The sequence below is a fragment of the Nocardia sp. NPDC050799 genome, assembly GCF_040654015.1.
Classification (GTDB): domain Bacteria; phylum Actinomycetota; class Actinomycetes; order Mycobacteriales; family Mycobacteriaceae; genus Nocardia.
In genome coordinates, this window is record NZ_JBFAHF010000048.1 from 13,990 (window position 1) to 28,317 (window position 14,328).

The window sequence follows — 14,328 nt, forward strand, 5'->3', positions numbered from 1 at the left end:
TGGCGGCTCGGCCTGGTGTCCACCGAGCCGCCGCTGCTCATGCCGGCTGCGCGATCGCCGCGCCCGCGTCCCAGCACACTCCGTCGCGGATCTCGAGCCGAGTGCCGCGGAAGCGCTGGCGAATCCGCCGGTCGTGGGTGACCATCACCAGCGCCCCGCGATATCCGGTCAATGCCTCCTCCAGTTCTTCCACCAGCGCCGGGGACAGGTGATTGGTCGGTTCGTCGAGCAGCAGCAGGTCGACCGGATCGCTCACCAGACGCGCCAGCTCGATCCGCCGGCGCTGCCCATAGGACAGGTCACCGACCCGCAGATCCAGGTCGCCGGGGCGGAACAACCCCAACCGCAGCAGCTCGTCGGCGTACTCCTCCGGGTGCCACGGACGACCGGAGGCGAAGGCCTGCAGCACGGTCATCTGCGCAGGCCACGGGAACTCCTCCTGCCGTAGGTGGCCCACGCGGCCGTGCACCCGCACCGATCCGTCACCGGGTTCCAGTTCCCCGGCCAACAGCCGCAGCAGGGTGGTCTTACCAGCACCGTTGGGGCCGGTGACCAGCAATCGCTGGCCGGCAGCCAACGACATCTCGCCGACCTCGAGCCGACCGGTCACCCGCACACCCATCAACTCGGCCACCAGTCCTTCCGGAGTCGGCGTGTGGCCGGCCAGGTCCGGCGTGAAACTCAACGGGTCCGGCGGTGCGGCGACCGGATTATCGGTGAGCCGCTCGAGGCGTTCCTTGGCGTTGCGGATCCGCGCCCGGGCCCCATGGTCGCGGCCGCGCGCCCGGAACGGTCCGGCCGCGAACACCGCCAGCGGCAATTTCCGCGGAATCGCCTCCAGTCGTGCAATATTCGTCTCCGCCGAACATCGACTGCGGGCGAGGTCCTTCTTCCATCGCTGATGCTCCTCCGCCATCCGCCGCCGTTGCGCCGCCTTGGCGCGCAGGTAGCCGTCGTACCCGTCGCCGAACCGCGCGACCTGCCCGTCCGCCACCTCGAGCACCACATTCGTGATCCGCTCCAGGAACACCCGGTCGTGCGTTACCGCGACGATGGTGCCGCGGTGGCCGCGTAGATACCGTTCGAGCCAGCCCACCGCGGCATCGTCGAGATCGTTGGTGGGTTCGTCGAGCAGCAGTACCTCCGGTGCGGCCGCCAGCGTGGCCGCCAGCGCGAGCCGGGACCGCTGCCCACCGGACAGTGTGCCCAGCAGGCGGTCCCGGGTGAGGCCCGGGAGCCCGAGCCCCGCGAGCGCGGTATCGACGCGCTGATCGGCCTGGTACCCGCCGCGTGCCTCGAACTGCGCCAGCAACTCCACGTAGCGGTTCAGCGCCGGTTCGAGCGGCCCGGCGCAACCCAGTTCGATTTCCGCACTGCGCAAGCGGCTTTCCAGTTCGCGGATATCGGCCAGCGCCAGATCGATCGCGTCGGCGACGGTCGCGGTACCCGGCAGGTCGAGTGACTGCGGTAGATACCCGATCCCGCCGGGCGCCGAAACACAGACCTCACCGTTGTCCGGCAGTTCCCGGCCGGCGAGCAACCTCAGCAGTGTCGATTTACCGGACCCGTTGTCGCCGACGACACCGACCGTTTCGCCGGGCCGGATCGAAAGTGAGACGCGGTCCAGAACGGTACGGTCGCCGTAGCGTTTGCTGATTTCGGAGAGGGTGAGTTGAGCAGCGGTAAGCATGAATATCCTCCTGTTCTCGGCACGCGGCCGTGATCACGGAACCCATACGTCGGATGAGCCGGTCGGGACCGGAGGACGTAGTGGGTGAAAAACGCGGAGACGCGCTCATCTGGGGAGCGGCGCTCGACGCGTCGGGGTGTGATTACAGGAAGATCAACAAAGTACCCATGATTTTTTCAAATTTATCGGTGCAGAACTGGACTGTCAATCGGGGTTCATAATGGGTCCCCCGTGTCGAGTCGGAGTTGGCCGGCTACCACTGAGCCGAGTACCGGCCGCCGGGAAGACACCGACGGCCCTGGTCATGCTCGGGCCCGACCACCCTCCTCTGTGTCGATGCCGATGGATGGCGTGGTCAGACGGAGATGCGCATCTCGAACTCGAAGACACCAACACCGAGCTACGCCACACCAACGCCTTTTCGACCGCCGAACGCGACCAGCTGCGCGACCACAATTCTGCTCAGCAGTGACCGCTCCTGGCTGTTCGCCGGTACCCGGCCGCTCTCATGGTCGATCGGTACGCAAGAGGTATCGACGTTCGGCGTAGGCCATGTCGTCGCGCCACAACCGTGTCGCCGCGCGATCGAGAACCGGGCGCAGCAGCGGCAGCACCCGGTGCGCGTGCCGGAAACCCGGCCGTTCGGAACTCGCGATGGTCGCTTCCACCACCGCCGTACGCATACGGCCGTCCGAGCCGGGACCCATCGGGGTGGCGTGTGTTTCGACGACACTGCCTGCCCCTTCCCCGTCGACGATGCGCATCATGATGGTGCGGGGGTCCGGGCAGCTGAATTCGGCCTGCACCGGTACGCCGAGCCGCCGGGTCACCCGGAATGTCACGTCGAGCAGGAACCGGTGGTTTTCCTCGGTGATCCCTTTGCGCGGAGGTGTCCGCGTCACCTCCAGGCGAGCGAACGAGTAGGGGTGGAACCAGGAGCCGTGCCAGGGGTCGAGCCGATTGGCGATGATGTCGCGCGGCTCGCATACCCCGACCAGCCGGGTCACCGCATGTACCGCAGGGTCGGTGGGACGCGGACCGATGATCGGCGCGTCGGTCGGCGGCTCCGCCCCCAGCGAGTCCAACCTCACCCACACCAGCACACCGTCGTCGAAGCTCGGGTAGGGGCACCATCGCGAGCCGCTGCCACCGGGCCCGACCCGAAGACCGTGCCAGCGGCAGATCAGCGCGTCGTTCTCGACCTGCGCGGACGCCAGAGGTGCACCCAGATGTGGGCAGGCGCCGGGGCCTGCGTGCAGAATGCCTGCGTCGTCGCGCCAGGCGACGATCTCCCGGCCGCCGACCCTGGTACCGAAGGGATGGCCGCTGCCGACCGCTCTGCTCGCGGCGATGGCGTACCAATTACCCGAGGGGCGCTGTTGCGACCAGCGCAGTGCGGCCTCGATCAAGCCGGGGTCCGCGTCCTGACAGGTCGGTTGCTGCCGTGACCACTTCTCCGGAGAGAAGCGTTGTAAAGGAGAGTTCTTCGGCCACCTGGCAGGTGCGGTGCGGCCGCTCATCGGAGTAGCCTTTCGCGAGTCGCGAATGTGCGCAGCAACGCCGAACGTCCCCGGGCGGGGACCGTGTGCAGAGTGTGTCCGGCCGCATCCCACTGGCGCAGTATGGTGTTGGCCGCGATCCAGCCGGTGGTCGCGGCGCGTTCCATCAAGGCCACCGGCAGATCGACGCGGATACCGTCACCGGCCAGGACCAGTCGAGGATGAGGGGTGCCGATGCCAGGGCGTGCGGCGAAGTCTCCGGGCGAGAAGCGCGGGCAGTCCTGGTGCCACAGTAGGGTCTCCCCGACAATCTGCGCCCTCGTGGTCTCCGGGTACAGCGAGTGCAGCCGCGCCAGCAACCTGTTGCGCAACTCTGCCCGAGCCACAGGCGTCGGTGTCGTATCGGCCACCGCGTAAGCGTGCAGTTCGACGACGCTGCCGGCAGTGTCACCAGCCCAGTTCGCCGCCTGTTGTTCGTAACGATCCAGCACGCTGATGTTGTCGAGCGGAGCCAGCCCCCCGGTGCCGAGGAAACACGGTCGTTCGGCCCGCACCGGACGATCCAGCCAGAGCCGGTGCACCGCGTATACCGGTGCGCTGGCCAATGCGGACACCCGCGCGCGCCATTCGGCGTCACCGAGCATTGGTGACGCCGCGACGATGCGGCGCAGCCCGGGGATATCGGCGGCGAGCACCACCGCATCGGCTCGCGACGTTGCTCCGGTGCTGTCGGCCAGCCGAAATCCGTCGCCTTCGGTGTCGATGTGGTCGACGGATACACCCAGCCGGAAGACGACCGTGCCGGGCCGCGTCGGCGTGCGCGGCCCGGCAAGATACTTCGCAAGCGGCGTCCACAGGCTGACGTCGAAATTATCCCGCGCGACGTCGAAGACGAGGCCCTCACTGGATCCGAGGAAGTAGATGTGGAACATCGTGGCCAGCTCGGCAGCGGACATGCGCGCCGGGTCGATGAAAAAGCTCCGCGAGAACACCTCGAACGCCAGGTGCCGGGCCGCCTCCGGAAAGTTGATGTCGCGCAGAAACGTTTCCGCATCGAGGTGATCGAGCCGGGCGTAGATCTCCGGCACCGACACCGCGGCCAGCGGCGCCGCGGCGCGCGGATCCATCCGGACCAGGTCGCGTAGCCGGAAGGTGGGGCTGCGTAGTGCGAAGGCCAGCGCGTTCCACGGCGGGGTGCGCGGCAGCCCACGGAAGGTGTCGCAGCGGCCGTAGGCGTCGACCAGCGGATAGTCCTCCAGTCGGCGCAGTCTGCTCAGCTGAGGGTCACTGCGTATCAGCAACTTTCGCAGGTTGTAGTACTGCGCGAAGAAGGCGTGGAAGCCGCGGTTCATGCCCACGACGGTGCCGTCGGCGAGTCGTTCGCTCCACCCACCCACGCGTCCGCCCAGATACCGCTCCCGTTCGACGACCTCGACGTGGCAGCCCCGTTCGGCCAGGCCCGTCGCGGCCGCCAGGCCCGCGATCCCGGCGCCGACCACGACCACCCGGGGTGGCGACCCGTGCCGACTCAGATCGCGATGACCCGGTGTCGCCGGATAACGCACGCGCTGCCGATCTCGCCCATATCCGGTGCTCGCCGCGGTCATCGGCGAGCCTCTGGCTGTCGCTGTCGGGTGTGCTCCCAGCCCAGCAGGGCCGCGGTCACCAGGGCGAATCCGAACAGGAAGTCCTCCACTGGAATGTCCCACGGAAATCGGAGTCCGAGAATGTGGTCCGGGTTGTACACGACGATCGGCGCATCGAGCCTGGTGAGCCAGCCGTCCACCAGGATCTGGAAACCCAAAACGATCAGCATCGTCAGCCAGTAGGCCGGACGGCGGAACAGCCCGGTATGCAATAACGTCCGCTCGGCCAGGCACACCACGACAACCGCGGCAATGGCGGGCAAGGTGTATCCGACTCCAGTGAGGTTCATCGTCCGGCTGTGTTCTCGGCGTTGGCGTGCCGGCGGCGGTGCCGCACCCCGAGCAGCGTCTCGACGGCGACGAAGGTGAGTAGTCCGCATACCGGCACGACGACGAAGAACAGCAACTCCTCCAACGGCATCGCACCAGGTAAGAGCACCCCGAGGGTGTATCGGTCGTTGAAGCTCCACACACCCGCGGCGATCGCCGCCAGGTCCCAGATCATGAAGAGCGCCGCGGCGGGCCACAGCGCGCCCAGCAGCAATCGCGGCCGTCGATAAACACCCGCACCGAAGAACTCCAGCGGCGCCGTCAGGGCAAGACAGACCAGCAGCGCGAGCAGATAGTGCCAGTGATCCATGCGGTCTCCTCAGCCGTGCTCACGCGGATCGTCGATATCGGACAGTGGCGACCGTAGATCCGTCCCGGCCGGAGGCGTGCTGGGACTATTCGTCCGGCCGGCCCGCCACGCACGGAGCAAACCCGCCGCCCCGACCCGCATCCGCCGCCCGTGTCCGACCGTGGCCCGGCTACCGAACACCTCGAAATCGCGCGCTTCTATCCGATCGAGAATCTCGCTGTACAAGACCGCCGCCGTCTCCACGCAGGGACGTGATCGCGGTGCCAGCAGTTCGATCCCACGGCGGGCGTACGCGTAGACACCCCTGGTGATCTCGTGCTGTTCGGCCAGCGCGCGCCGTACCCTCGGCTCGACCCGGCGATGCCGGCGGCACCACAGCAACAATTCGCGGTCCACACCGTAGGCCGCCAGTTCGTCGGCCGGCAGGTAGACGCGGCCGCGGGCCAGATCTTCGTCGATATCGCGTAAGAAGTTGGTGAGCTGAAAGGCCTTCCCGAGTGACGCGGCGTACGGCGCGGCCGCCGCCACCGAGCCGGTGCTACCCAGGACCGGTAGCAATTGCAGGCCGATCACCTCCGCCGAACCGTAGACGTAACGGTCCAGCGCGTCCCGATCCGGGTAGTCGGTGACCGACAGATCCATACGCATCGACGTCAGAAACGCATCGAACAGGTGCCTGGGTATCCGATAGGTCTCGGCCGTGTGCAACACCGCGGCCAGTACCGGCTCGCCGGCGATGTCCCCCGAGCCGAACTGCGCGGCGAGCACCTGCAACCGGGCCGCACGCTCGCCCGGGGTCAGCTCCGGGTGGAACTCGTCGAGGATGTCATCGGCACGCCGGGCGAAGCCGTAGAGAGCGTGCACGGCCGGCCGCTGATCGGGCGCGAGCAGCCGGGTCGCCAGGAAGAAGGTTTTGCCGTGGGCGGCATTGAGCGCGCGGCAGCACTGGTACGACTGCCGCAGCCGTGGATCGGTGATGCCCGCCGCGTCGAGCTCCCCGCGGGTCATCTCGATGTCCGATCTACCGTCGAGCCGGGCACGAAGGGGCGCCTCGCCGCAGATACGCTGGCGGCTCGTCGAGCGCTCGAAGCCGGATGTGCCGCCGCTGGAAACCCGTGGCGAGATCCGGTACCGGCAGGTCGGGTGAGGCCGAAAGTCGCTGTTTTCATCGAGATCCTCCGTCTCGAAAAGACCGCATGCCTTCCCGGAACCGTGCCCCTACCAGCTCGGCGAGGACGTCCGAGATCACCTCGAAGGGCGACACCTCCGCCATTTCCCGCGCCAACCCGGCCGCTGCTGTGCGGTATTCGCCGTTGTTCAGCACTCGGTCGACCGCCGCCGCCACCGCTGCGGGTCGTGGGCGCGCAGTACCCAGATCGATCCCCGCTCCCGTATATGCCACCCGCGCCGCGATCTCCGGCTTGTCGGCACTGTCACCCGCGACGATGAGCGGTACCCCGCAACGGAGGGCCTGTTGCACACCACCGTAACCACCGTTGGTGATCATCAGGTCGACGCGCGGGAGCAGATGGGAGTAGGGGACGAAATCGGTGACGTACGCGTTGGGCGGGACCGGACCCAGAGGCGCCCGCGAACCACCCGTGCACGCCACGACGACAATATCCGCGCGCCCGCTCAACGCCGTGAGCGTAGGCCGGATCAGCTGGTCGAGATCACGGTTGTCCCAGGTCCCCTGGGTCACGTGAACGATGGTCTTCGCTCCGGACAGCTCACTCCACCAGCTCACCGGCGGAGCGTCCGCAGAGCCGCCGTCCGGGACCGGTCCCGTGAACACCACCGACGAGGGCAGATCGCCGCGCGGATACTCGAAGCCGGGCACCGTGAACTGGAGCAGCCGGTCCGCCAGCGCGGGCCAATCGAGCAGATACCGCGGCGCGGGCCCGAGACCGAGTTCGCGCAGCATCGCATCGAGTCGTCGCTGCGTACCACCGAACAACATGTGCCGGACGAACCAGTTCATCGCCGTGTAGTCGCGGCCCGACTGCGGCTGCCGGCCCATACCGAACGGCGGAGTGTCCGCACTGGACAGCATCAGCGGTACGACACCGCAGGCCAGCACTGGGGGACGCGCCGTCTCCGCCAGCAACAACGGAATGGCACCGGTGAACATCACGTCGACGAGCAGGGCGTCGACACTCGTGCCGTCCAGCTCGGCGGTCACCGCGCGGAACTGCGCAACCATCGGATCGAGAAAGACCGAGCGCAGCTCCGATCGCCCGGTTCGCCACCGGCCGAGCAGACCCGGAGGCCGGCCGCGTAATCGCTCGGCCGGCGTCCCCGCCGCGGCCAGCGGGTGGACCGAGCAGGGCACACCCTGTGCCGCCACCATTTCGTGGAATGGCGCACCGGTCAGAAACCGCACCTGATGACCGCGGTGCCGGAGTTCCACCGCCAAGGCCAACATGGGTCTCACATGCCCGGGTATCGGACTCGCCGCCACGAGATATCGAGCCATGCCGAGATTCCTTCGCTGGTGATCCACCATGCCACCCGGTGGTTCATGCTCGCCGATCGGTCGCACCGGTACCCACGACCGCCGCCCGCGACGGGGCGACCTGACGGACACACTCGACAGCCCGCGCAGTGGTTGCGACGTGTATCGAACACGATCCGCAAAACCGGCCATACAGTCTCTGGTCGGCCCTTCACGCGCTGCCGTGCGTCATCTTGCCTCCGCACGAGGCAAAGTAGAGCCACCCGACGCGAGCCCTGGCGCTACTCAGCGCCGGCCGGGCCGAACTACTACACACTCCCCTGCGGACTTGTCACGCAGAAAAGTATTTCAGAACTCGGCGATACGACCGATACGACGCGCCGCTGGTATCTCTGGCGAGCGGAGGGCAGACCGCGGGCCGGTCAGGGGCGGGCCGAACCCCGATCAGGATATGCGCAGCGGCGACGACGCCGGGAAATCCACCCGCAACGAGGTCAGCGACCGATGGAAGGGCCCGGGTCGCCAGGTCGGGGGTTCGGTCAACCGGATCTCGGGAAGGGCGTCGAGCAGCTGGTCGATGGCATCCTGCGCGATCAGGTAGGCCATGGACTGGGCGGGACAGGTGCGCGGGCCGACACCCCAAGCGAGATGGGAGCGGTTGCCGGTCCGATCACCACTGCGAACCATCGGATCGTTGTTACAGGCCGCGATACTGACGACGATAGGTTGATGGGCGGGCAGCCAGGCGTCGTCGATCAGGATCGGCTGCCGCGGGTAGGTGAGCAGGTAATTCGCCAAGGGCGGGTCGTTGAACAAAACATCGTCGAGCGCCTCCCGGGTGGACAGGCTCCCGCCCAGCACACCGCCGCCCAACCGGTCGTCGGTGAGGATGAACAGGAGCGTGTTGACGATGAAATTCTGCTGGAATTCGATCCCCGCGCCGTACTGACTGGCCAGCTGGTGGACCATCTCCAGATCGTCGAGCTCGGCCGGATGCCGCAGCAGCGCGGAGGTTATATCCTGGCCGGGTTCGGCCCGCTTCAGGGCGACCAGCTCCAGCATCGCCTCACTGATCATCCTGTTGCCGTGATCGGCATCGATACCCTCGACGATCGCCGCCATCCCGGCAGCCATCTTCTGGCCCACCTCCGGCGGGCAGCCGAACAGCGCATTGAGCACTCCGAAGATCAGCGGAAAGGTGTACTGACTGATCAGATCGGCACTGCCGTCCTCGCAGAAGGCGTTGATCAACGAGATGGCGATCTCTTCCACCGTGGTGTGCAGTGCGTAGAGATCGACCTCATCGACACTTTCGGTGGTGGCCCGACGGTAGCGTGCCGCTTCCGCCCCGGCACTGCGGGTCGCCATCGGACGCCATTCCATCATCGGTAGGACGGGGCAATCGGCGGGCATATCCTGCTGCCAGGTGCGCGGATCGGCCGGGAAGTGCTCGGGATCGTTCAAGATCCGCACCGCGGTCCGGTAATCGATCACGAGCGTGGCGGGTACGCCGGGTGCCAGTTCCACCGGCATCAAAGACTGGTACTGCTTTCGCATTTCGCGGTAATAGGCGTGGGGGTCGGCGGCGAATTCCGGCGCGAACAGCGGCATTCGTGGATCGTCGGAATCGAACGGGGAGATCGGACGGACGGGGCAGGACGGGGCAGGCGTTCCGGGCGGGACGGTGCTCAACAAGAGAACTCCAGACAGCAGTTGCGGACAGCGAACGAGGGATCAGGTCTGCGGGGGCGTTCCCGGGCTCGGGAACAGGCGGCACGAACCCCACGGGACGGCTCCCGGACCACGGGATACCGGACAGCTACACTCTGTCCGGTGCTGTCCGTTCGGAACGTGTGCCCGCCGCGAGTGTTCGCTCCGGGAGTTGGGCCGGGACGGTGTGCCGGGCGGCGACAGCACCCGGGGAGGGGCCGACGAGAGGTAGCGCGGTGATGACCGGCTCGGCAGCGCGACCCCGTCGTGGCCGCGGGCGCCCGCCCGGATCGGACGGAGCGCATACACGGGACGTCATCTTGCGGGCGGCGCGTGGACTGTTCAGCGAAGTCGGCTACGACCGTGCGACATTCACCGACATCGCGGCCCGGGCCGGGGTGACCCGCACCAATATCAACCATTACTTCCGGAGCAAGGACGAGCTCTACCGCACATTGTTCGAAGCCGACAAGGACAGTGTGATCACCGCCGGTATCGCCGACGCCGGGGTGGCGACCGACCTCGCCGACCGGATGGCCGCGTTCCTGCGCATCACCATGCGGGCCGATTCCGAGAACCGCACCTACGTCAGGTTTCTCGCCGCCTCGCTGTTCGACGCGCTGCGCGATCCGGAGCTCGGCGACTGGGCGGAGGGACAGATCGACAATGTACGCGGTTTCATCCGGCCCGCACTCGAGGCCGCCGCGGCCGACGGGACCATCGGGCCGGATGTCGATATCGCGACTGCCACCGAGGTGCTCATCGCCGTGGTGTGGGGAATGAGCATGTACGCGGGGTTCGTCGGAGCCGAGGACCGGCTCGAGCCGATGATCGACCAACTGACTGCCCTGCTGCGCGGCGCTCTCTGGTAGCCGCGGCCGGTGCGCACCGTACCCGACCCACCGGCCGACGGGGCGGATCCGATACCGCACCGTCCGGCTCATCCGAGGACGGTGACAGTGCCCGCATCGCCGTCCAAGCGGATGTGCTGGCCGTCGCGGATCCGGTAGCTGCCGTTCTCGGTGCCGCAGACACAGGGAATTCCGAGTTCGCGGGCCACGATCGGCCCGTGGCTGAGCAGGCCGCCGTAGTCGGTGACGACTCCGGCGGCGACGAGGAACAACGACACCCAGCTCGGGTCGGTCGTCTCGCAGACGAGAATATCGCCGTCGTCGAGTTCGGTGGTCGACGGATCGCGCACCACCCGGGCCCGCCCCTCGACTATGCCACCACTGGCTGCCACGCCGGTCACGACGCCGGAGATATCCAGGGCGGGAGCCTCGATCTCGCCGGCCTTGATCAGCTGCGGTATGCCGGCCCAGGCCTGCGGCAGCCGGTAGTCGCAACGCTGGTCGTACTGTGCCCGGCGAGCCGCGACGAGTGCGCGCCGGTCACCGGTGACGCCTGCGCACACGTCGGCGTAGGACAGGTGGAAGACGTCGTCGATGTCGTCGATCACGCCCGCTTCGACCAGCAGTGCGCCCTGCCGCCGCATGGCGGCCCGGGCGATATCGAAGGTCAGCAGATACCCGGCCTTGCCCTGCTCGCGTAGGGCGATCCAGCGGGCGGCCCACCGCACGTACCGGGCCGCGCTGCGGCGCTTGCGCCGGGGCAGGGCCGCCTGGAGCTCGGCCAGGGCTCGCTGCCGGGCATCGATCTGTTCCCGGCTCCGATTCCGCGGCGCCCGTGGACTGGCCGCGTCGACAGCCCGATAGTCCGCGAGCCGGTTGAGTACCGGGGTAGGGTCCTCGCGCCAGGTGACACCGGATAGCTGTCCCTCGTTGTTACCGTGGTAGCCGTGCCGGTCGGTGAACTCGCGCAGCGTGATCTCGTCGTGCGCCAGTGCCCACAGATCGTGCGCGATCTCGCTCTCGTCCGAGCCGACTCCGGACAGCAGCGCCGGCCCGAGGTGGGCCAGATCGAGTCCGGCCAGCATATCGGTGACCCGGTCCGCGAGCCCGGAACTGACGAACGCGACGAGCATATGTTTGGTCAGCATGCGCTGGAATCGCTGCTGCGCGTCGTCGAGCAGTTCGACGCATCCCGTGTGGTCGAGTGTGTCGATACTGTCCAGATGGGCGAGCCGCCAGCGGCGCAGTTCGGCGAATTCGGCGTCGTGCCGCTTGGGCAGCCGGAGCACCGCCGCAGGCGCTTTCGCGACGATGACGGGATAGCGCCGGGTACTGTTCGCGTCGACCGTCCCGGGCCGGACATAGCCGAAGAGCTGCTGTTCGACCGCCGTCGCCGAGGTACCGGGGGTGATGTTCGCGATCTCCCGGAACTTGTCGATATTGGCCGCGGCCCGCCCGGCGAACAATGTCCAGAACATGTCCTCCGGCTGATCGGGAACACAGACCTGTTTCCCGGTCAGGACACCCAGATTCCGGAACGTGGTGCGGGTCGCCAATTCCACCGACGCGTTGACGAAGGTGAAGCCCAGTGTCGTGAACACACCCGGGAACGCCTCCGCGACGTTACCGGTGGTCCAGGTGACCGCGGGATCGATCGTCGTGTTGTCGAGCGTTTCCTCGACGATTTCGCGGGTGCTCATCGCACTCTCTCCTTCTTGCGTCGCAGGAGCAGCTCGGGTAACGAACCCGGCGCGCCGTATGGGGATTCCGCGCGTGCCCATCGGGTGAGCAGCGCGAGATCGGGATCATCGGCCGAGGCGCCGGAGACGACGGTGAGCTCGCCGCGATACACCGCTCCAGCCGTCGCGTCGACGGTGACCGTCTGTCCGGCCAGCACGGTGAGTGATCCGGTACCGCAACCGACCACGCACGGTACGGCCATCTCACGGCAGACCACCGCCGCATGCGAGGTCGACCCGCCGAGCTCGGTGATCACCGCCGCGGCCACCGACATGGCCATCACATCGTCGGGGTCGGTGGTGGGCCGGGCCAGGATCACCGCTTCACCCCGATCCGCGCGTTCCGCGGCTTCGCCGGAGTCGGTGACGACGCGACCGGTGGCAATACCCGGACACGCCGGTTTGCCGGTTGCCACCGCAGCGGCCGCGGCCGGCTCGGCGCGGTCGAGCCGCGGGTCCAGCACGGCGCGAACCTGCTCGGGTGTCACCCGGTCGAGCGCTTCGCCGGCGGTGATCAGGCCGGCCTGCCGAAGGAGTACCGCATGCCGGATCGCGGCCTCCGGGGTGCGTTTGGCGACCCGTGACTGCAGCAGCCACAGCGTGCCGCTCTCCACCGTGAACTCGATATCCTGCACGTCCCGGGCGTCGGCCTCCAGCCGGGCCGCAGCGGCGAGCAGTTCGGTGTGTACCTCCGGCATGGAGGCGGCCAGCTCCGCGAGCGCGAGCGCGTCGGCGCGACCGGACACCACGTCCTCGCCCTGACCACGCGGCAGCCACTCACCGTAGGGTTCGGCACCGCCGGAGAGCGGGTTGCGGGTGAACAGTACGCCGGTGCCCGAACGGTTGTCGAGATTGCCGAAGACCATCGCCTGCACGGTGACCGCTGTCCCGGCATCGTGGGACAGGCCACGACTCTCGCGATATCCGACAGCCCGCGGTGACCGCCAGGAGTCGATCACCGCGTCGATCGCGCGGCGCAACTGCTCCCACGGGTCCGCGACCGGAGGCCGGCCGACCACCTTCTCGAACTGTGCACGGAACCGGCGATGGGTGTCGGCGGCGAAGGCAATGTCCCCGAACTGATCGGCCAGTGCCCGTTCGACCTCGTCGTTCGTTCCCAGGTTGAGTACGGTATCCATCATCCCGGGCATGCTGGTCGCCGCGCCCGAGCGCACCGAGACGAGAAGCGGCCGCGGCCCGGCGCCGAAGCGGCGGCCGGTGGCCGTCTCCAGCTCCGCCACAGCGGCGGGCACCGCATTCCATATATCAGGAGGCAGCGACTGCCCCGCGCTGTCCATCCGCCGGCACACCTCGGTGGTGAGGACGAAAGCCGGTGGGACCGGGATCCCGAGCGCCGACATCCGCTGCAGGCTCCATGCTTTGCCGCCCAGCAGCTCCGGGCCCGCGGTGGTCGCGGGGCGGAGTGAGAGGACCGAGGGGTGTCCGGCAGCGCTCACTCGGCCCTCCCCGCGGCCTCTTCCCGCACCCGGGACATGCCGCCGAGACCGATCAATTCCTCGTGCAGTTCGAACCACACGGTGTGATAGCTGTCGACGAGCGGCCGGGCCAGCCAGGCCGAATCGCCGGAGCGGATCTTCGCCAGGGCCCCGGCGAGCCGGTCCCGGTACTGCGCCAGGCGCGGCGCGAGCTCGACGAATTCCGCGAGCAGCGGTGCGAACCGCTCGTGCAGCTCACCCAGCCGCGCCACGATCCGTGCGTCGTAGTCGGCATCGGTGTGGTCGTTCGGGCGCGTACCGTTGATCAGCTGCCAGTCGGTGACCAGCTGTTTGAGGTCGTCGTTCACTACGCCGAAGCCGAGGTAGCGCTGTCGCAGCAGTACTTGGTCGACAGTGGCCCGCTCGGCCACCAGCAATTCGCCGAGTCGCGCCCGGCCCGCCGCGGTGATCTTGACGCGGGTGCCCGCGCGCTGGAGTTCCCCCGCTGCCAGGAGCGGCTCCAGCACGCTCGACAGCGCGGTATCGGTGAGGCCTGCCGCGGCGGCGAGATCGGACTCGGTGGGACGACCTTTGAAACGCGCAGCCTGAAGAACGCGCAGGACATATGGCATGGCGTATCCGCTCTCTCTCGTCGCCGCCGA

At 68.0% G+C, this 14,328-nt stretch carries 13 protein-coding genes; 2 read left to right on the plus strand and 11 right to left on the minus strand.

Annotation, left to right across the window (positions count from 1 at the left end):
* Window positions 1–37: 37 nt before the first annotated feature.
* Window positions 38–1,690: a TlrC/CarA/OleB/SrmB family ABC-F type ribosomal protection protein gene (locus AB0H42_RS32090; protein WP_357062816.1), complete on the minus strand. Its 1,653-nt coding sequence runs from the start codon at window positions 1,688–1,690 to the stop codon at window positions 38–40.
* A gap of 346 nt (window positions 1,691–2,036) precedes the next feature.
* Here AB0H42_RS32090 and AB0H42_RS32095 point away from each other — a divergent pair, with 346 nt between their 5' ends.
* Window positions 2,037–2,162 carry a hypothetical protein gene (locus tag AB0H42_RS32095; RefSeq protein ID WP_357062818.1) on the plus strand — a complete coding sequence of 42 codons (126 nt, stop codon included), beginning with the start codon at window positions 2,037–2,039 and terminating at the stop codon, window positions 2,160–2,162.
* 34 nt (window positions 2,163–2,196) lie between these two features.
* Here the strand turns inward: AB0H42_RS32095 and AB0H42_RS32100 are convergent, their stop codons facing one another.
* From AB0H42_RS32100 to AB0H42_RS32130, 7 genes are all read right to left on the minus strand, one after another.
* A complete protein-coding gene (locus AB0H42_RS32100) occupies window positions 2,197–3,210 on the minus strand; it encodes a DUF5914 domain-containing protein (RefSeq protein WP_357062820.1) in 1,014 nt (337 codons plus the stop codon).
* Window positions 3,207–4,796: an FAD-dependent oxidoreductase gene (locus AB0H42_RS32105; protein WP_357062822.1), complete on the minus strand. Its 1,590-nt coding sequence runs from the start codon at window positions 4,794–4,796 to the stop codon at window positions 3,207–3,209. Before AB0H42_RS32105 ends, AB0H42_RS32100 begins: the two co-directional genes overlap by 4 nt.
* A complete protein-coding gene (locus AB0H42_RS32110; RefSeq protein WP_357062823.1) occupies window positions 4,793–5,125 on the minus strand; it encodes a lycopene cyclase domain-containing protein in 333 nt (110 codons plus the stop codon). The genes AB0H42_RS32105 and AB0H42_RS32110 overlap by 4 nt, the downstream gene beginning before the upstream one ends.
* Window positions 5,122–5,475: a lycopene cyclase domain-containing protein gene (locus tag AB0H42_RS32115; protein WP_357062825.1), complete on the minus strand. Its 354-nt coding sequence runs from the start codon at window positions 5,473–5,475 to the stop codon at window positions 5,122–5,124. The genes AB0H42_RS32110 and AB0H42_RS32115 overlap by 4 nt, the downstream gene beginning before the upstream one ends.
* Window positions 5,476–5,484: 9 nt before the next feature.
* Complete coding sequence (locus tag AB0H42_RS32120; RefSeq protein WP_357062826.1) at window positions 5,485–6,483, minus strand: phytoene/squalene synthase family protein; 999 nt, start codon at window positions 6,481–6,483, stop codon at window positions 5,485–5,487.
* Window positions 6,484–6,640: 157 nt separating this feature from the next.
* The gene (locus AB0H42_RS32125) at window positions 6,641–7,951 is read right to left on the minus strand and encodes a nucleotide disphospho-sugar-binding domain-containing protein (RefSeq protein ID WP_357062828.1); all 1,311 of its coding nucleotides are present in this window, start codon (window positions 7,949–7,951) and stop codon (window positions 6,641–6,643) included.
* Between the two features lie 423 nt (window positions 7,952–8,374).
* The gene (locus AB0H42_RS32130) at window positions 8,375–9,541 is read right to left on the minus strand and encodes a cytochrome P450 (protein ID WP_357062829.1); all 1,167 of its coding nucleotides are present in this window, start codon (window positions 9,539–9,541) and stop codon (window positions 8,375–8,377) included.
* Window positions 9,542–9,960: 419 nt separating this feature from the next.
* Here AB0H42_RS32130 and AB0H42_RS32135 point away from each other — a divergent pair, with 419 nt between their 5' ends.
* Window positions 9,961–10,512 (plus strand): helix-turn-helix domain-containing protein, encoded by a 552-nt coding sequence (locus AB0H42_RS32135; protein ID WP_357062831.1) that lies wholly within the window; start codon window positions 9,961–9,963, stop codon window positions 10,510–10,512.
* A gap of 68 nt (window positions 10,513–10,580) precedes the next feature.
* Here AB0H42_RS32135 and AB0H42_RS32140 read toward each other — a convergent pair whose 3' ends face one another.
* The 3 genes from AB0H42_RS32140 to AB0H42_RS32150 are packed head-to-tail and all read right to left on the minus strand — an operon-like array spanning window position 10,581 to window position 14,298.
* The gene (locus tag AB0H42_RS32140) at window positions 10,581–12,191 is read right to left on the minus strand and encodes a PEP-utilizing enzyme (protein ID WP_357062833.1); all 1,611 of its coding nucleotides are present in this window, start codon (window positions 12,189–12,191) and stop codon (window positions 10,581–10,583) included.
* Complete coding sequence (locus AB0H42_RS32145) at window positions 12,188–13,687, minus strand: pyruvate, phosphate dikinase (protein WP_357062835.1); 1,500 nt, start codon at window positions 13,685–13,687, stop codon at window positions 12,188–12,190. The genes AB0H42_RS32140 and AB0H42_RS32145 overlap by 4 nt, the downstream gene beginning before the upstream one ends.
* The gene (locus tag AB0H42_RS32150) at window positions 13,684–14,298 is read right to left on the minus strand and encodes a hypothetical protein (RefSeq protein ID WP_357062837.1); all 615 of its coding nucleotides are present in this window, start codon (window positions 14,296–14,298) and stop codon (window positions 13,684–13,686) included. The genes AB0H42_RS32145 and AB0H42_RS32150 overlap by 4 nt, the downstream gene beginning before the upstream one ends.
* Between the last annotated feature and the right edge of the window lie 30 nt (window positions 14,299–14,328).

Coding starts and splice junctions, on each gene's coding strand:
- AB0H42_RS32120 (WP_357062826.1), bottom strand. CDS start 6,483: ATGACCCGCGGGGAGCTCGACGCGGCGGGCATCACCGATCCACGGCTG.
- AB0H42_RS32140 (WP_357062833.1), bottom strand. CDS start 12,191: ATGAGCACCCGCGAAATCGTCGAGGAAACGCTCGACAACACGACGATC.
- AB0H42_RS32130 (WP_357062829.1), bottom strand. CDS start 9,541: ATGCCGCTGTTCGCGCCGGAATTCGCCGCCGACCCCCACGCCTATTAC.
- AB0H42_RS32105 (WP_357062822.1), bottom strand. CDS start 4,796: ATGACCGCGGCGAGCACCGGATATGGGCGAGATCGGCAGCGCGTGCGT.
- AB0H42_RS32090 (WP_357062816.1), bottom strand. CDS start 1,690: ATGCTTACCGCTGCTCAACTCACCCTCTCCGAAATCAGCAAACGCTAC.
- AB0H42_RS32100 (WP_357062820.1), bottom strand. CDS start 3,210: ATGAGCGGCCGCACCGCACCTGCCAGGTGGCCGAAGAACTCTCCTTTA.
- AB0H42_RS32110 (WP_357062823.1), bottom strand. CDS start 5,125: ATGAACCTCACTGGAGTCGGATACACCTTGCCCGCCATTGCCGCGGTT.
- AB0H42_RS32115 (WP_357062825.1), bottom strand. CDS start 5,475: ATGGATCACTGGCACTATCTGCTCGCGCTGCTGGTCTGTCTTGCCCTG.
- AB0H42_RS32125 (WP_357062828.1), bottom strand. CDS start 7,951: ATGGCTCGATATCTCGTGGCGGCGAGTCCGATACCCGGGCATGTGAGA.
- AB0H42_RS32095 (WP_357062818.1), top strand. CDS start 2,037: ATGGCGTGGTCAGACGGAGATGCGCATCTCGAACTCGAAGACACCAAC.
- AB0H42_RS32150 (WP_357062837.1), bottom strand. CDS start 14,298: ATGCCATATGTCCTGCGCGTTCTTCAGGCTGCGCGTTTCAAAGGTCGT.